This is a genomic window from Streptococcus sp. HMSC065H07, assembly GCF_001837325.1.
GTDB classification, from domain to species: domain Bacteria; phylum Bacillota; class Bacilli; order Lactobacillales; family Streptococcaceae; genus Streptococcus; species Streptococcus salivarius_H.
In genome coordinates, this window is sequence record NZ_KV832019.1 from 73,215 (window position 1) to 89,210 (window position 15,996).

Sequence of the window (15,996 nt, forward strand, 5' to 3'; positions counted from 1 at the left end):
CTTTCAAATGTAATGTCAATAGTTACGACTCGAAAATCACTAATTATTAATATTTTTTTCTTACCCGTGTCAAAATACCATCATTATCCTCGAAGATTAACGCATTAGAAGATAACCATTTGACCTCTGCTCCACGATTCTTAGCACGTTCTGCTATGGTAATCAAATCTTCTTTGTCTTCTACTTCAAGGACGTAGTAGGCAAGACCAATCATCCCTTTGTCACGTTTGGCTAAGTTTTTGCCACCTCATTCATTGACAGCCAAGTGGTGATGGTAATCACCTGAAGCAATCCAACTAGCACTTGAAATGGTAAACTTATCTGCCAGCTCCAAAACATCCTGATAGAAAGCCGTTGCTAGCTGACTATCTTTGACCGATAAATGAATATGCCCCATACGAGTATCCTTAGCTATCACAAAAGGCTCAACTTTGCGTCCCATCTCGTAAATTTCTTGAGCTGATAGTTCTTCTGTTACACCAACGATGCGACCATCCTCACGAATATCCCATTCAGCAACAGGCTTGTCTCTATAGAGCTCAATACCATTGCCTTCAAGGTCTTCCAAATAAAGGGCTTCACTATAACCGTGGTCAGCTGCACCGACAAATGGATAATCTAGCTCAGCAATATGTTTGAAAACATCTGCCAAATTTTCGCGAGATGGCAACAAAATTGCCATATGGTAGAGACCATAACTGGACTTGACCGCTTCCTCACGATTGGTTTCAATCAAGTGAACTAGCGGCTTGTTACCAGCACCCAAAACAACTTCTGTTGCAGTTTGAGATAGGATTTCAAGTCCTATAACCTGTGTATAAAAGGCTGTCTGACGTGCCAAGTCATTCACATTGAGTACCGCTTCTGCGAGGTAAATCTTACTATTGTAGTCGTATGTCATATGATTTTCTCCTGTATTGTAATCATTCCTATGACATCATTATACTTAGTTTTATTGCAATGTTAATTATTACAACCTAGAGTTAAAAAGAAACCGAAAAACTTTCGATTTCTTATAGTTTAAAATCTAAAAATCAAGCTCCAGCTTCTTTCCAGTTGGCCTTAGCATCCTTTAAAATACCAGCCAAAGTTTTCTTTTCGAGTTCTTTTTCCATTGCCATTTGAACGTCTTCTAGGCTCTGATCCAAAATCCCATGGATATTACGTCCTACTGGACACGCTGGATTAGGATTGTCATGAAAACTAAAGAGTTTGCCACTTGGACCGATGCTATCCACCGCACGATAAACCTGCAAAAGGTTAATCTCCTCTGGTGCCTTGGCTAATGTGGCTCCTCCACTTCCCCTTTGAACTGAAATCAAGTCTGCTTTCTTCAGTTGCGACAAGGTTTTGCGGATAATAACTGGATTAACCCCCACACTACCTGCCATTAAATCACTGGTTAGCTTAGTTTCATTTCCCTTATTTTGTGCTATAAGGGTCAAAATATGAACAGCAATGGTAAAGCGACTTGGTATTTGCATATCAGAACCTCTCATTCATCTTTTTCTTTTCAATCAATTATAACAAAACCAACGTTGTAAAACAAGGAGTTACAACAACTTAAAGAGTTAGTCTTACACAAAAAATAGAGCCATCGTAGACTCTATTCTTTTGTATTTGATAATAACTAACTAGACTAATAATACATAGTATTCTAGCCTATTGAGGTTCTAGATTGGTCTTTTGCTTCTTACGAACACCTTGTCCTTCGATATGTTGTTTGATTAGTTCCACTACTTCATCATTGGTTGGTAAATCCGAGTGTTGGGCATCTTCACCTGTAACAGTGATTTCAGTATAACTTTTTGCCTGATTCTGATAGATATATTTCCCAGCGGACACACTAGCATCGGGAACCAATTCGTCCGAATCATAGGTGATGGTTCCCGCTACCGAATAGACATGTAGAGTAGCCGGAATATTCTCCTTAGCAGCTATAAAGTCTGCTAGCATGACCGATTTATTTTTAATATTGGTTTCAGTGAAATTATAGGGCGTTCCGATAGTCATCAAAGAATTTATCTTGACATCGTAGTCGCTAAGATAATTTTCAATAAAAGCTGTATAAATCAAGCCACCATTTGAATGCCCCAACCCTTTAAAATTATTGAAATTGTATTTATTCTGCAAGGCTTCAAATGCCTGATTCATCATCTTGGTTTGTTTCTTGATATTGTTATAGCCATCTTTGTTATTCTCAAATCCAATAACAATGACTGGCTCGTTATCCTTATCCTTGATTTTACCCTCAAAGGTGATACGCCCATTGTTCCAAACCTTAACCTTGAGGAGGCTATGCTTAACACCAGGACGGTCTTGATTGAGCTTACGCACCAGGCCATCAAATCTATTTTCTGTAGCGGAGCTCCCTGGAATCATGATAATAGGAGACAATTTTGAATTATAGAAAGTCTCGATTTCCTTGACATTTTTCCTGGTCCAACTATAAGACGGAACTGCCAAACCAATGAGAAAGACAGCGACAAGGATAAAGACCAACTTCGTTTTTTTACTGAACTTCATTGCTCTCTCCTTCCTCTTTTAAACCGTGTTGCACCTTATTAGACAGATGAACAAAGGGAATAAAGATAGCAACATCAACCGCAAAACAGAGCAGGCTAACAGCAAGTGCCCGCAGACTACCACCAGTTCCAATAAAGGCGTAAAGAAGACTTGGTGTACCATCTGGAACTGGATAAACCGCAGCTGGCATAAGATGGATAGCCAAGGCCACCGCAGCAATGCCCATATTGATCATAGGTGCCAGTAGGAAAGGAAGCAGATAAACTAAATTAAGCAAGACTGGTATCCCCACCATAAATGGAGCCCCATTGTTAAAGAGACTAGGAAAGACACTTAGAAGACTCACCTTCTTATCCTTATAACTGGTTGATGCTAAAAGCAGAGCAACCAAGAGGGCTAGCCCTGAGCCAATGCCAGCAACCAAGCCATAACTATGATAAAGATTTGTTAGTGTGTAAAGGTGAGGAAGCCCAGTCGTCGTATGATGGGAAACAGCATAGGTCAAATTTTCCAAGGCAAAACTATCCTCGGCAATTGAATTTAGGGCAAAAGCCTGACTATTTCCAATCCAAGCAGAAAAAGTGTTCAAAAGTCCCATCATAAAGGTTGAGAACAGGTGATTATCAGTTACAGTAAAGGTAGAGGTAACCTGCCTAATCGTCAGAAAAACATTATCTTGCTCTCCAATCACAAAGAGAATGTTAAGTCCAATAGCTAAAATGAGTGACAAAAAAATGGGACGGACGGTCTTTGGTTGATAAATATAGTCTTTGTCCACAATCTGATCATCACTAGCTCTTGAAAAGCGAAAAATCTGGCCAACCAGATAGCCCACAAAGATAGCCAACATAATGTTGATTGAAGCCGGTAAATTGATGCGAGTCAAAACACCATCGTTTAGCGGTGACAGCAACAGCTCCTGCGATCCTATAATTAAGCTAACCAAAAGGGATGTCACACCAGCTGTACCAGTACTTCTACCATAGTGACCAGCTGTGTATTTTCCTGCAAAGTAGGTTGATAAGGGCCCGGCTAAGCCACCAAGAAAGTTGGAAAGATTAATGAGCACCTGCCCAGTTATCTTAAAGGCTGGTAACCAGTCAGAAACTGAAAACAATTGGTTAATATAACCAAGCTCCGAAAAGACAGATAGTGAAATCACCCGAATAATTCCTGAAAATAAGAAAAAAGGAAAGAGCGAAACCAAGGTTTTCTGCGTAATTTGGACGAAGCCTCGCTCACGAAACCAGAGAAACCTCTGGACCAAATAGTTTATCATAAAAGACTCCTAGTAAAAGGCAAAAATAAACTTTACATTCAATGTTATCTTTCATTATAGCACAAAGAGAGAGGCCTTACCTTAATCGTGGGTTAAAGCACACACTCTCAGAATTTAGTCACCATCATTTTCATGATTTCTTGAAAAATTTAAGAAATATTTGAGAATTTCTTGATGTTTATTTAATGACTTTATACTACAATAAAGATGAAAAGAAAGCGGTATCAAATAAGCGAAAGGAGGCTTATCATGAAAAAGGTACTTGAGGTCAGACATCTGACTAAACGTTACGGCCAACACCTAGCACTCGACAATGTAAACCTGACCTTAGAAAAGGGTGAGGTCTATGGCCTTATCGGAAGAAACGGGGCAGGTAAGACAACACTGATTAAAGTCATCACTAAACTCATCCGCCCTAGCCAAGGCAGTGTTTCCCTCTTCCACTCTACCTCCAAATCAGAGTGGACTCACGCACTGAAACGTGTTGGCTCTGTGATTGAAACACCAGTTGCCCTGAATCATCTCAATGCACGTCAAAACCTACGTTACTACTGCAAGATTCATCACGTTCCAAATCCTGACAAGGTCATTGATGAAATCCTTGATACAGTTGGACTTGGACACACTGGCAAGAAAAAATTTCGTAGTTTCTCACTGGGTATGAAGCAACGTCTAGGTATCGCTATTGCACTGATTGCAAAACCAGACCTACTTATTTTAGATGAACCGATTAATGGTCTCGACCCAGTTGCTATCAAAGAATTCCGCCAAATGATTAAAAAATTGAGCGAAGAGCAAGGTATGACAGTTCTCATCTCTAGCCATATCTTGTCTGAACTCTATCAAGTTTCAACCCGCTTTGGCATTATTGATCACGGTCACATCATCCGTGAAATCACTAAGGACGAATTCGAACATCTCAGCGAAGACTATATCGTTCTTAAAACTAACCAATTAGCCCTGGCTAGTCGCATTCTCCAAGACCAACTCCATCAACACTTCAAAGTGGTTAACAGCGACAATGAAATTCATATTTTTGACAAATCCCATGTTATAAAGGCAATTGTCAAAGAGCTGGTTAAACAAGAAGTTGACATCGATGAAATTTACTACAAACGTCAAGACTTAGAAAACTACTTCACACAACTAGTAGATTCAGAAAGGAGGTAGAGCCATGTTACACACTATTCACGCCGATTTCTATCGACTCTTCCGTTCTAAAGGATTTTGGATTTCTGAAATTATCCTAGCCCTAAACATTATTTCTGGTGTCCTATTGGGAGGCACAGGGCATGTAGGCGTAGAAACTGGGGCAAAACAAGCCGTTAAAAGCGCCTCTTCGTGGACTGGTGTCGGATCACTGATTAATTACTCTAGTAGTATCTCCATGACAGTCCTATTCACTTTAATTGTGGTCTCTATCATTTTGGGTGTTGATTTAGCACAAAAATTGTACAAGAATAATCTCACCTCTGGCATTTCACGGAGCGGGTTCTTCTTCGCCAAGGCAACCGTCATTGTAGCTATCACTTTAGGACAACTCCTCCTGTCTTACGGCCTTGCCTTTGTTCTAGGTACTCTTTGCCACGGTCTTGGAACTGTACCTGATCACTTTGTTAGAAACTTTGCCTTAACTTTCCTTCTCCAATTCTTGTGTAATCTAGCTTGGGTAAGTCTGACCACGGTTACCCTCTACCTCACACATTCTATCGTGACAACCTTTGTGACTTACACCCTTGGTTTAGTAGCTTTAACCGTACCAGCAGCAATCTTCCCTAAAGTAGAAATTTTGAAATACTTGTCACTCAACTTTAATTACGGCATGACTGCAGATAAAACTATCATTCAAAATACTGCAATCGTGGCAGTAGGATTTATCCTAGCATTTACAGCTTTGGGCTTGATTACCTTTGAAAAACAAGATTTATGATAACAAAAATAACATCGCGCGCGTGCACGATGTTATTTTGATTTCTTGTTATTATTCGTTAATTGTCACAAATGCTTTATTTGAATTTCCAAATCCAGCATCAACTTTTAATTTCAAATTAGTATCAGAGATTGTATCTGGATTCAAATCAAAAACAACATTACCAGTTACTTCATTTTCTGGATTAACACTAGTAAAGAAAAGATTTGCATCATCATTTGCATAGATTCCTGCTGTTGAATCAGTTTCATACTCTGTTTTATCTTTGACTAGCTTAAAGTCAGAATCAGAAACTGTAATAGCCTTAGTACCGTTATTTTTTACAGTTACGTTTAGAATAAGATATGAACCTTTTGCATTCATACCAAATTCGCCACCTACATTTTGTACGACTTCTTTAGAATGAATTGTGTATTCTACATCTGCAATTTTAAAAGTTTCTGACATCTTATAAGTAGGAATGTCCTTACTTTTTTTATTTTTCTTATTTTTAAATCCAAAAATAACATTGCTATATTGATAATCGTTATCGGTTTTTGCAGAAGCACTTGTTTGGTTCATTAGAGAAATAATAACTGCACCGACTAAAAATCCAGATAGAACGATAAATTCTAAAAATTTTACTTTTTTCATTAATAATTACCTCCGTATATTAATTATATCAGATAAATTAAAGATTTTATAGTAAAAATTAAATTATCTTTACATTGTAATTCTCTAATCGTTATTATTTTCTAAAAGTTACAAAAAAAGATTATAAAAACATAAAGTTTATGCTTTCATAACCTCACTGTTAAATAAAACCATTCATTCTCATAGGACAAATGCAACTCACCCGCTAAGACTTGGACTAAGTGTTCGGTAATATAAAGTCCAAGTCCAGAGGAATCCTCGGTGTCTGACAGGTTTTCAGAATAAAAGCGGGTCGTTAGTTGGTCCAGATACTGTATCGGCTGTTGGACCATATTACTAACTGACAAATAAATGCCATCGTCCTTTTTCTGCAATGTCAGTTGAGCTTGAGTCTTACCATGTTTTAGAACGTTACTGATAATATTCTGAAATAGACGTTCAAAAATATCAGCATCCATTTCGCATTGGATATCAGGGGTTACTTGAATATCTAGTGTAATCCCTGTCTCCTGAAACATGTCATAGTAAGGCAGGATAGACTTAACCACAAGTTGAGAAAAGTCCACATCTTGAAATTGTGGTTGGATGGCCCCCTCTGTTAATCGTCGATATTCCAACAAGGCTTCCAAACGCTTTGAAACAGTCAGTAGATTTTTAGAAATCTTCTCCATAGCCATGTCATCTTCACTACTACTTCGAAGACTTTGCTGAGCATAGCCGCTCGCTACTGTCAGTGGTGTTCGTATATCATGGGCAATATTACTGATAGCCATATCCATGGTTTTCTTTTCTTGGAGAGCGACAAGGTTAGTCTTTTCAATTTGGGCAAAAAGAGACTCAATCCGATTCGTTAGGATAACCAATGATTTTGGCTGGTTTTTCAGAGTAATTCGTCGATGGCTTTCTTCAACTAGCTTTTCTTCAATCTGCTTTGAGAGAGATTTTACAGCCAAATAGTAACGAACTAGACAGGTAGTCGCTCCCAGAAGAAGTCCTATCAATACAATAAGCAGTCCTTCCATCAGTCTTCTCCTTTAAGTCGCACACCTAAGCCCCAAATCGTTTCGATATACTCCGTACCCGCATCCACTTGGGCTAGTTTCTTCCGTAGATTACTCAACTGTGCATTCAATGTATTATCACCTGATAGATAAGGGGCTTCCCAAACCGTCTCATAGAGGTCTTCTTTAGTAAAAATTTTCTTTGGATTTTGTAGGAGTGTATGGAAGATTTGAAACTCTTTCTTACCCAAACGAATGACTTTTCCCTTGCAAGAGACTTCAAAACTGTCTGGGTTTATCGTGATGTTTTTGACTTGATAGATGTTATCAGTCCTACTACTCCCATGATTGTGTTCACGTAGTTGAACGGAGACACGCGCATAGACTTCTTCAAGATCAAAGGGCTTAACGATATAATCATTTGCACCATCAAGTAAGTACTGGCTAATCAAGTGCTTATCACCCAAGGCAGTCAACATAATGACAGGTATAGAGCTTCTTTGCCTAATAAACTTAAGCACCTCTTCGCCACCCTTACCTGGTAACATGATATCTAGGAGAACCAAATCAATCTCTTGATTTTGAAACAAAAGCTCTCCTTCGGTCCCAGAGTAGGCTTGGATAATTTCATGTTCATCAGAAAACAAGTTAAAAAGAATATTCTGGATATCCTCATTGTCTTCAATCTGTAAAATACGTGCCATGTCTTAATCCTCCAACGATACTGCCAATTGTATACGCTCACTTTTTCTTTCATCTTAACAAAAAGCCAAATTAATGACAAGGTGCATTACGACTTATTGATAGCAAAAAAGATAAAACAAAAACCATAAGTCTCCACTTCCGAGACCCATGGTCGATTATTTATTATGCAAAAGTTGCCACATCAGAGGCATCCAAACGAACAGACTCAAAGCCGTCTTCATTGGCTTTCCCGAGAGCAATAATTAAGATAGGTACATGACGGTCTTCATCAAGTCCAAATGCTTTGGCAAGGCCGTCTTTTTTATAGCCACCGATGGCGTTGGTATCATAGCCGTAAGAACGTGCAACCAACATCAACTGCATAGCAGCAAGGCTGGCATCGATGTGGACAATTTCATTCATCATTTCGCGAGGAGCATTTTCATACATTGGCACAATGCTTGACAGTTGTTTTTCTTTGACTTCTTCAGGCATTTTTCCTTGAGCAACAGCCTTACCGTAGATATCTTCAGCTCTTTCTTGGCTCTTCAAATCGGCAAAAATAAGAACCATGGCTGATGATGTTTTATTTTGCAAACCATTGTAGCTGACGAAAGGTGTCAATTTTTCCTTGCCCTCTTCGCTATCAACGACGACAAAACGCCAAGGTTGCATGTTAACTGATGATGGTGCTGTGACAGTTTTATCTAGGATTTCCAACAGTTCTTCTCGCGGAATCTTAACAGATGGATCAAAATTACGAATGGAACGACGGTTATAAACGATATCTGAAAAATCATTGCTTACTACAGGCATCTTATGTCTCCTTTTTTTGATTAAATGAAAATAATATAATCAAAATTATAACACAAGACAATTGTTATCAAAAATATTTGCTACAGACGACTAAAGATTAGTTTCCTTGAGCCCTAGCCGTTTCACTTCAGATGAATAGTAAACCATGATGGTAATAAGACTGAGTGTGATTACCCAAATTGACTTAAGGTGCACAAAATGCATCAGAACGGCTGAGACGATAGCACCAACGACAAAGCTCCCTACGATAAAGCTATAATTGACAGCCTGACGACGATATTCTCTCTGATCACCACTTCCCTGAATGGCATAATAGAGGGCCGTTAACATCCTTCGATAATTTCCTGAGGTCATAAATATCACGAAGGGATAATTCTCAATCTGACTGCCAGTAAAAGTCTTCATCATGATACCTGCAGAAAAAGCGATAATAGGGAGCTCAATCAAGGCATTTGAAGGTAGAAAAGGCAGGATAGCTGTCATCACACAAAGTGGAAGAAGACCATAAACACGCCAATAGGCACTCTTACGATGGTCTTTAAACCATATGCCAAAAAGAAAGCCTAAAGAAAAGAATAAGATTGAAAAGCAACGCAACAAGTTATAGTACATACTACTGTTTCGCCAGTCAGCGACCAACAAAAGGATATTCCCAGTCTGCGTAGCAACCAAGCTATGGTAGTACATATGACAAAAGACATCCAAGGCCCCTCCTGAAAAACTCAACAAATTAGCCATCAGACGTGTATTTTGAGGAAGAAGGTTCCGCGATTCCATAGCATAACTTCCCTTCTAATAGTAATTGATATGATAGCCTTATTATAGCAAATTCGGGCACACACAGTATAAAAAACAACCCTAACGAGTTGCTTCTATCCTATTAAAAATTAACGGAACCTAGGATATTCTATGTCTTGATACTAATAGATATCACGTCTATGACCGACTTCGAGAGCAAGTATGATTAGTTCATTGTCCTGAATATTGACAATAACACGATAGGCACCAATACGATAACGCCATTGTCCAGTGCGATTGGCAACTAAGGCCTTACCCTTGGCTCTTGGATTATCTGTGACACGATTGAGATAAGACTTAATTTGTTTTCTGACGAAAGGATCCAACTTTTTAAAATTTTTGGCAAATTTAGGGGTGGGTACTATCTTATAGGTCATCCCAATTTAGCACCTCCCCACCGTTTTCAAGATAGTCTTCATATTCTGCCAAAGCCAAATCGGCTACTCTAGCGTCGTATTCATCCTCAATAGCGTTTAAAGTCTTGGTACGAATTAATTCTGACAAGGATACGCCTTCGAATTTCGCAATTGCCTGCATGAACTTCTTATCTGCTTCTGAAACCTTCAATGTAATTGTTGTCATATCCTTAACCTCGTTCTCTTTTGTAACACCATTGTATTACCACTCCTCCTTTTTGTCAATTTTGATAATAGGTTCATACTTTTATTCGTAAAACAATAGAAAAAGCAACCCTAACGAGTTGCTTGCAGTCCTATTAAAAAATAACTGTGTCAGGGTTATCCTGAGTCTTGATGCCTTGAATCTTATCCAAGACTGCCATATCTTCTTCTGACAAATCAAAGTCAAAGATATCTAAGTTGGCTTCGATATTTTTTGGTGTCACTGACTTAGGTAGTGGCAAGAAACCTTTTTGAAGACTCCAACGTAGGGCAACTTGAGCAACAGATTTTCCGTTACGTTCAGCCACTGCTTCTACGTCTTCATTTCCAAAAATGCTACCAGTACCTAGTGGACTGTAGGCTTCAAGAAGAATGTCACGCTCTTGGCAATAGGCAACCAAATCTTCTTGGGCACAACCTGGAGCCAAAAGAATTTGATTGACATGTGGCACAATTTCAGCCGTTTCAAGGAGAGCATCAAGATGATGCTGCATAAAGTTAGACACACCGATAGCACGCACCTTACCATCTTTGTAGGCCTCTTCCATTGCCTTCCAAGCACCTGCATTTCCAACCTTCCAAGCATCATTCTCACGAAGAGCCTTTGGATTAGGCCAGTGGATGAGCAAAAGATCCAAATAATCCACACCTAGTCTTTCAAGAGACTCGTCGATAGAGGCCTTAGCCAAATCGTAATCGTGCTTGTCATTCCAGAGTTTAGTCGTTAGGAAAATATCCTCACGCGCCACATCACTATCTGCAATCGCCTTACCTACAGAAACCTCGTTACCGTAGATTTGCGCCGTATCAATATGTGTGTAACCCGCCTTAAGTGCGAAACTAACGCTGTTATAAGCTTCTTCCCCTTCTGGAATCTGCCAAGTCCCAAAACCAATTTTAGGAATCGTAACGCCATTTGAAAGTGTATATGTTTCCATCCTGTTCTCCTTTTCAAGTTGTAACAGAATTATCTTAAAGGATATAAGATAAAATTGCAAAGATTTGCTATGGCTTGTTTGATGAATAGTTCCTTACTTCTTTTTCCGCTTCTTTTTAAAGACAACACCATTTTCTTTAAGGATTTCCATGCTCACCTTTCCAACTCCTCTAATCGCTGCTACTTCCTCTTCCGTTTTCTTTTTAAAATCTTTAAATTCTATTAAGCTATGTTGACGAAGTATACGCTCCACACTTATTGAAAGTCCTTGGAGGGCTTTGCTTGGTTCTATACTTTTTTCCAATTCTCTAATTAGTTTGTGCAATTCTGGATTTTTCTTTTTCGCAACATGTCTTTGTGGACGTTTTGCACGATATTTTTCGATTAACCAAGTAAAATAATATTCTGACTGGGACAGATCAACGACTTGATTAAAAACCATTAAAAGACTTTGCATACTATTGGCTTCAAATAAGATAGGGTTGACTTTAAGCGTTTCGGCAACTAGACGCTCTTCATCACCTTGTTCAATCATTTTTAAATAATTTTCGAACTCTGGATTTTTTGCATAGAGAAGATCAAAATAGAAATCCGCATCCTCAATATGTCCCGTCATTAGAGAGACCGTCATCATTGGTACTATCATCAAATCTTCTTCGTGATATTCCATTTGCTCACATTCGAAAAAGTTTTTAGCCTTATCATAGTCCTCCAGATTACAATAGGTAGCCATCAATTCGTAACGGACTCCCATGTGATCTTGAACATCTATCTCTAGAATCTCTTCAAATTCCTTAATAGCAAATCGCTTCATACTGTTGCTTAAATAAAATTTAGCAAGATTATACTTCAAAGACAAATAAGGACGCTCGTCAAGATTAGCCCAGCCCATTTTTGGACCTTGATCCCACTTGGACCTTTGCTCTTTTTCTAAAGCAATTAGGCCTTTTAGATGTTCAAGTGGACTTTGAAAAGTTAAGAGCATCTGCTTAGTATCAAGATTTTCAGGATCTAGTTTTAAAGCTTCTGTCAAAAATTCCTGACTTCTCGAAGGATCGTCCTCATAATAATGATAAGCCTCTTCAATAAGTTTCCAGGCTCTCTCCTGCTTTGAATCAGGGGAAGTAATCTCATCAAAAAGCCCTTGGTTGTATTGTCTTGCAAAATCTTCAAGAGCCATGTCCACACTGAGATACTCTGTAATATGTTCTTCTAAGAATGCTTCTGATTTTTTTGTGAAGTCTTCAAAAGATGATGTCATCAATCTTCTCCAATCTATGTTTATTTCTCTAACTACTATTGTATACGTTTTCATAGAACATTACTATATTCTAAGTGAAATCAACAACCTCTTAAATTTTTATTGACAAAAATAGTCGCCAATCACAATACAGATAAGAATCCATAGAGTCTTATTTTGGGACATCTAAACTCAAAGTTGTACACTTATATTAGATAGAGTGCCATTGGACGATTAACATCAAGGCATAATCTTCAAGTTTCATTTAAAGCTACAAAAAATCATTAACTCCTTGGGAGTGGTTTAGTCCCTTCTCTATATCAATAACTTTAACTCACTTTTTCATAATTTTACTTGACCACTCCCATTTTTAAGGGAATTGAAAACTGAGTTATATTTTAAAAGGAAACAGAGGTCTGTTTCCTTTTTTCTTACTTCAAACCATGACAAAAGGAAACCCTTTCGAGTTTCCTTTATCAAATATATCGTTGGAGTCAAAGTCCAATAATACTTTAGTTGAGTGGTTCAATCATGAAGCTCAATTGATAGCTATCTGCTGAGCTAACCAAGAATTCGTCATGAACTGGAGCACCCCATGAGTCGTCACCACCGACACCCATTTGAGCAGCAAGAACTTTAATCCATGTAGCATCAGACTGTTGCAACTCATATTGATGACGAGCATTTTCAATTTGTTCAGTACTGTTACGCAAAGCACTGAATTCGAATGCCTTATTAAGTGCGGTGAATTTAAGACCATTATGGTTATCATCAGATACTGTAAATTCACGAGTACCATAGTGATTACCAGATTCTTGTGGCATTAGATATGGAGCAAATGTCTTTTCAACAGATGTTTCATATCGACCAAGATAGGCACCAGGAAGTTTATCAAGGTAGCTTTCTTCTGCACCGTATCCATAGTAGCTTAGGTTTGTAAATTGTGAACCGATAGCAAATTCTAGACCAAATTCAGGGAAGTTTGGCAAACCTGCTTTACCATCATAGTTTGCAGTAACAAAGATTCGACCCTTGTAATCAACTTGATAAGTTACCTTAACTTCGACATCAGAAAAACCAGGCAATTCATGAACATAAGTCACTTTAACAGAGTCATCTTCAATTTGAATTTGAGTATCTGTAACCTTACTATAGTTTCCAGCAACTTTCCAGCCTGCCATTTCGAATGGATATCCAGCACCACGATCGTTGTCAGTGTAAGCACGAGTAAAGTTAAGTTTAGGACCTTTCTCAATGAATTCAACACCATTATACTTAGCAGATACTAGCGTATTTTGTGCACGTGAAAGCAAGATAGAGAAGTTTTGTCCGTGGATTCCGATGTTGAAGTCGCCTTCAACAACATTCAAAGGTGCTTTAACTGGTGTTTCAGTGCTAATCTTTTCAGCAACATATTGACCACGAACAATTTCATGTCCTTTTGGAGCCCATTCAGTTGCTTCATTCTGAACACAAGCAACTTCGTAAATTCGTTCAGCATTTGAAGATCCAACAGCGAATTCTACTGGGAATGTTGCTTCTTCACCTGGTTTAACATCAAAGTGATATTCACTTTCGCTAACTTTTCTACCATCTTCGTAAACTCTAGCTAGGAAAGTATAAGCAGAAAGATCTTCAAAGACATTATCATTCTTGATAGTTACTGATTTTTCATCAACAGCAATCTTAATATTAGAGTAAAGATGTTTAACTGTTTGAAGTTTTGGAGTTAGGGTACGATCTGCGAAGACAATACCGTTTCCACAAAATTCGTAGTCAGAAGGTCTATCATGCCAGTCACCACCATATGATAGGAATTCGCTACCATTTGGAAGTGGTTTGTAAATAGCTTGGTCAATGAAGTCCCAAATAAATCCACCTTGGTATTCTGGATATTTCTCTAAATCAGTGTAGAGTTTCAATCCACCACCAGAGTTACCCATTGTGTGCATGTATTCACATGAAATATAAGGTTTTTGAGGATTGTTAGTGAGGTATTCTTCAATATCAGCTGGTTTCGCATACATACGACTTTCGATGTCTGTAATGTAATCAAATTCACGACACCATGTAACACCTTCATAGTGAACTGGACGAGTATTGTCAACACTACGGAAGTAATCAGCCATGTCAGCAATATCTTTACCAGCATATGATTCATTACCACAAGACCAAATGATAACACTAGCATGGTTCTTATCACGTTGGAACATGTTATTGGCACGATCCAAACAAGCAGGCAACCATTCTGGTTCACTAGCTGGGATATTCCATGAAGGTTCGCTTAGACCAAGTTTTTGCCATGTACCGTGTGTTTCAAGGTTGGCTTCATCGATAACATAAAGTCCATATTCATCACACAATTCATACCAACGTGTTTGGTTAGGATAGTGAGAAGTACGAACAGCATTGATGTTATGTTGTTTCATCACTTTGATATCCCAAAGCATATCTTCTTCAGTGATACAACGTCCTGTTCTAGCGTTAAATTCGTGTCTGTTAACCCCTTTAAAGACAATTCTCTTACCATTCAAAAGCATGAGTTTATCTTTAATTTCGAAGTGTCTAAATCCAACCTTAACTGGAACGACTTCAACAACTTGGCCATCATCCAAAACATGAAGGGTTAAATTGTAAAGTTTAGGACTTTCAGCACTCCAAGGTTTGATTTGCAAATCTTCAAGACTTACAGATAGTTCACCGTCAGCATTAACAGATGCATCACCTTCTGTAACGATGCCTTCATGATCTGAAAGAACATATTTAATCTTCTTATCTTCGTAATCACCAACAGTCTTCAAATCAATATCCAATTGACCTGCTTTTGTTTGGTAATCATAATCTCCCTTAACAAAGAGATCTTGAACGTGAACTTTTGGAATAGCATACAAGTAAACATCTCTGAAAATACCGTAAAGTCTCCAGAAGTCTTGGTCTTCCAACCAGCTTGCTGTAGAGTAACGATAAACAGCTACCGCCAACTTGTTATCACCTTCAACAAGGTAATCACTGATTTCAAATTCACTAGGTGTAAATGAATCTTCACTGTATCCTACGAAGTTACCATTGACCCATACAAAGATGGAAGTGGCAACCCCTTGGAATGAGATAAATACTTTTTTATTTTTTAATGCATCATTCAAGGTAAAATGTTTAACGTATGATGCAACAGCATTTGATTCTTGAGGAACTTGAGGTGGACGAAGGAATTCTTTACCATCCCAAGGATATTGGGTATTCACATATTGTGGAGAACCAAAACCTTGAAGCTCTAAATGACCTGGTACATTGATGAAATTCAAATCCGTTTCATCAAATTCTGTTTTATAAAAGTCTTTTAAAACCTGATTTGTATTCTGAGCATAGTGAATTTTCCATTTTCCATTAAGAGATTGTCTTAACTTCATCTCCCCTTCAGAAAATTCTGTAAGAGATTCAAAAAACTTATGATCTGAGTGAGCGTCAACAGTATTAACGCTAACAATCTTTGGATCGTTTAAGTAAGTTTGAATTTTTTCAGTCGTGTTCATAG

15 protein-coding genes and 1 pseudogene are annotated in these 15,996 nt (G+C 38.3%); 2 read left to right on the forward strand and 14 right to left on the reverse strand.

Translation table 11 applies throughout. The features are described 5' to 3' along the window. Positions 1 to 46 precede the first annotated feature (46 nt). The 4 genes and pseudogenes from HMPREF2637_RS02500 to HMPREF2637_RS02515 all read right to left on the reverse strand — a co-directional run bounded on the left by HMPREF2637_RS02500 (position 47) and on the right by HMPREF2637_RS02515 (position 3,805). Positions 47 to 901, reverse strand: a pseudogene (locus tag HMPREF2637_RS02500) (VOC family protein). A 133-nt stretch (positions 902 to 1,034) separates the two neighbouring features. Then, positions 1,035 to 1,484, reverse strand: coding sequence for an Rrf2 family transcriptional regulator (locus tag HMPREF2637_RS02505; RefSeq protein ID WP_049553619.1), 450 nt, complete (start codon positions 1,482 to 1,484; stop codon positions 1,035 to 1,037). A 178-nt stretch (positions 1,485 to 1,662) separates the two neighbouring features. Further along, entirely contained in the window at positions 1,663 to 2,526 is an 864-nt protein-coding gene (locus tag HMPREF2637_RS02510) for an alpha/beta hydrolase (RefSeq protein WP_070438109.1), read from the reverse strand. After that, positions 2,513 to 3,805, reverse strand: a complete 1,293-nt coding sequence (locus HMPREF2637_RS02515; protein WP_070838968.1) for a PTS sugar transporter subunit IIC — start codon at positions 3,803 to 3,805, stop codon at positions 2,513 to 2,515. The genes HMPREF2637_RS02510 and HMPREF2637_RS02515 overlap by 14 nt, the downstream gene beginning before the upstream one ends. 249 nt (positions 3,806 to 4,054) lie before the next feature. On the opposite strand from HMPREF2637_RS02515, the gene HMPREF2637_RS02520 reads away from it, so the two are divergent. After that, positions 4,055 to 4,975, forward strand: coding sequence for an ABC transporter ATP-binding protein (locus tag HMPREF2637_RS02520; protein ID WP_021151675.1), 921 nt, complete (start codon positions 4,055 to 4,057; stop codon positions 4,973 to 4,975). A 4-nt stretch (positions 4,976 to 4,979) separates the two neighbouring features. Next, entirely contained in the window at positions 4,980 to 5,735 is a 756-nt protein-coding gene (locus tag HMPREF2637_RS02525) for an ABC transporter permease (RefSeq protein ID WP_064525289.1), read from the forward strand. 51 nt (positions 5,736 to 5,786) lie between these two features. Here HMPREF2637_RS02525 and HMPREF2637_RS02530 read toward each other — a convergent pair whose 3' ends face one another. From HMPREF2637_RS02530 to HMPREF2637_RS02575, 10 genes are all read right to left on the reverse strand, one after another. Then, positions 5,787 to 6,368: a DUF4352 domain-containing protein gene (locus HMPREF2637_RS02530; protein WP_064525292.1), complete on the reverse strand. Its 582-nt coding sequence runs from the start codon at positions 6,366 to 6,368 to the stop codon at positions 5,787 to 5,789. 146 nt (positions 6,369 to 6,514) lie between these two features. Then, positions 6,515 to 7,390 (reverse strand): sensor histidine kinase, encoded by an 876-nt coding sequence (locus HMPREF2637_RS02535; RefSeq protein ID WP_064525294.1) that lies wholly within the window; start codon positions 7,388 to 7,390, stop codon positions 6,515 to 6,517. Then, on the reverse strand, positions 7,390 to 8,073 hold the full coding sequence (locus HMPREF2637_RS02540; RefSeq protein ID WP_064525296.1) for a response regulator transcription factor: 684 nt from the start codon (positions 8,071 to 8,073) through the stop codon (positions 7,390 to 7,392). The genes HMPREF2637_RS02535 and HMPREF2637_RS02540 overlap by 1 nt, the downstream gene beginning before the upstream one ends. Before the next feature lie 163 nt (positions 8,074 to 8,236). Next, entirely contained in the window at positions 8,237 to 8,869 is a 633-nt protein-coding gene (locus HMPREF2637_RS02545; RefSeq protein ID WP_064525299.1) for a nitroreductase family protein, read from the reverse strand. Positions 8,870 to 8,959: 90 nt separating this feature from the next. Further along, complete coding sequence (locus HMPREF2637_RS02550; protein WP_064525302.1) at positions 8,960 to 9,646, reverse strand: YoaK family protein; 687 nt, start codon at positions 9,644 to 9,646, stop codon at positions 8,960 to 8,962. A gap of 143 nt (positions 9,647 to 9,789) precedes the next feature. Beyond that, positions 9,790 to 10,044, reverse strand: coding sequence for a type II toxin-antitoxin system RelE family toxin (locus HMPREF2637_RS02555; protein ID WP_060973029.1), 255 nt, complete (start codon positions 10,042 to 10,044; stop codon positions 9,790 to 9,792). Continuing rightward, the gene (gene relB, locus HMPREF2637_RS02560) at positions 10,034 to 10,249 is read right to left on the reverse strand and encodes a type II toxin-antitoxin system RelB family antitoxin (RefSeq protein ID WP_064525304.1); all 216 of its coding nucleotides are present in this window, start codon (positions 10,247 to 10,249) and stop codon (positions 10,034 to 10,036) included. The genes HMPREF2637_RS02555 and relB overlap by 11 nt, the downstream gene beginning before the upstream one ends. 133 nt (positions 10,250 to 10,382) lie before the next feature. Continuing rightward, the gene (locus HMPREF2637_RS02565) at positions 10,383 to 11,225 is read right to left on the reverse strand and encodes an aldo/keto reductase (RefSeq protein ID WP_064525307.1); all 843 of its coding nucleotides are present in this window, start codon (positions 11,223 to 11,225) and stop codon (positions 10,383 to 10,385) included. 93 nt (positions 11,226 to 11,318) lie between these two features. Beyond that, positions 11,319 to 12,485, reverse strand: coding sequence for a tetratricopeptide repeat protein (locus HMPREF2637_RS02570; protein ID WP_253183510.1), 1,167 nt, complete (start codon positions 12,483 to 12,485; stop codon positions 11,319 to 11,321). 491 nt (positions 12,486 to 12,976) lie between these two features. Then, positions 12,977 to 15,994 carry a beta-galactosidase, LacZ type gene (locus HMPREF2637_RS02575; protein ID WP_064525311.1) on the reverse strand — a complete coding sequence of 1,006 codons (3,018 nt, stop codon included), beginning with the start codon at positions 15,992 to 15,994 and terminating at the stop codon, positions 12,977 to 12,979. Positions 15,995 to 15,996 lie beyond the last annotated feature (2 nt).

What these genes read in the sequence shown, in the direction of transcription:
- HMPREF2637_RS02505 (WP_049553619.1), bottom strand. Translation starts at nt 1,484, where the DNA reads ATGCAAATACCAAGTCGCTTTACCATTGCTGTTCATATTTTGACCCTT.
- HMPREF2637_RS02545 (WP_064525299.1), bottom strand. Translation starts at nt 8,869, where the DNA reads ATGCCTGTAGTAAGCAATGATTTTTCAGATATCGTTTATAACCGTCGT.
- HMPREF2637_RS02510 (WP_070438109.1), bottom strand. Translation starts at nt 2,526, where the DNA reads ATGAAGTTCAGTAAAAAAACGAAGTTGGTCTTTATCCTTGTCGCTGTC.
- HMPREF2637_RS02540 (WP_064525296.1), bottom strand. Translation starts at nt 8,073, where the DNA reads ATGGCACGTATTTTACAGATTGAAGACAATGAGGATATCCAGAATATT.
- HMPREF2637_RS02515 (WP_070838968.1), bottom strand. Translation starts at nt 3,805, where the DNA reads ATGATAAACTATTTGGTCCAGAGGTTTCTCTGGTTTCGTGAGCGAGGC.
- HMPREF2637_RS02570 (WP_253183510.1), bottom strand. Translation starts at nt 12,485, where the DNA reads ATGACATCATCTTTTGAAGACTTCACAAAAAAATCAGAAGCATTCTTA.
- HMPREF2637_RS02555 (WP_060973029.1), bottom strand. Translation starts at nt 10,044, where the DNA reads ATGACCTATAAGATAGTACCCACCCCTAAATTTGCCAAAAATTTTAAA.
- HMPREF2637_RS02530 (WP_064525292.1), bottom strand. Translation starts at nt 6,368, where the DNA reads ATGAAAAAAGTAAAATTTTTAGAATTTATCGTTCTATCTGGATTTTTA.
- relB (WP_064525304.1), bottom strand. Translation starts at nt 10,249, where the DNA reads ATGACAACAATTACATTGAAGGTTTCAGAAGCAGATAAGAAGTTCATG.
- HMPREF2637_RS02565 (WP_064525307.1), bottom strand. Translation starts at nt 11,225, where the DNA reads ATGGAAACATATACACTTTCAAATGGCGTTACGATTCCTAAAATTGGT.
- HMPREF2637_RS02550 (WP_064525302.1), bottom strand. Translation starts at nt 9,646, where the DNA reads ATGGAATCGCGGAACCTTCTTCCTCAAAATACACGTCTGATGGCTAAT.
- HMPREF2637_RS02535 (WP_064525294.1), bottom strand. Translation starts at nt 7,390, where the DNA reads ATGGAAGGACTGCTTATTGTATTGATAGGACTTCTTCTGGGAGCGACT.
- HMPREF2637_RS02525 (WP_064525289.1), top strand. Translation starts at nt 4,980, where the DNA reads ATGTTACACACTATTCACGCCGATTTCTATCGACTCTTCCGTTCTAAA.
- HMPREF2637_RS02520 (WP_021151675.1), top strand. Translation starts at nt 4,055, where the DNA reads ATGAAAAAGGTACTTGAGGTCAGACATCTGACTAAACGTTACGGCCAA.
- HMPREF2637_RS02575 (WP_064525311.1), bottom strand. Translation starts at nt 15,994, where the DNA reads ATGAACACGACTGAAAAAATTCAAACTTACTTAAACGATCCAAAGATT.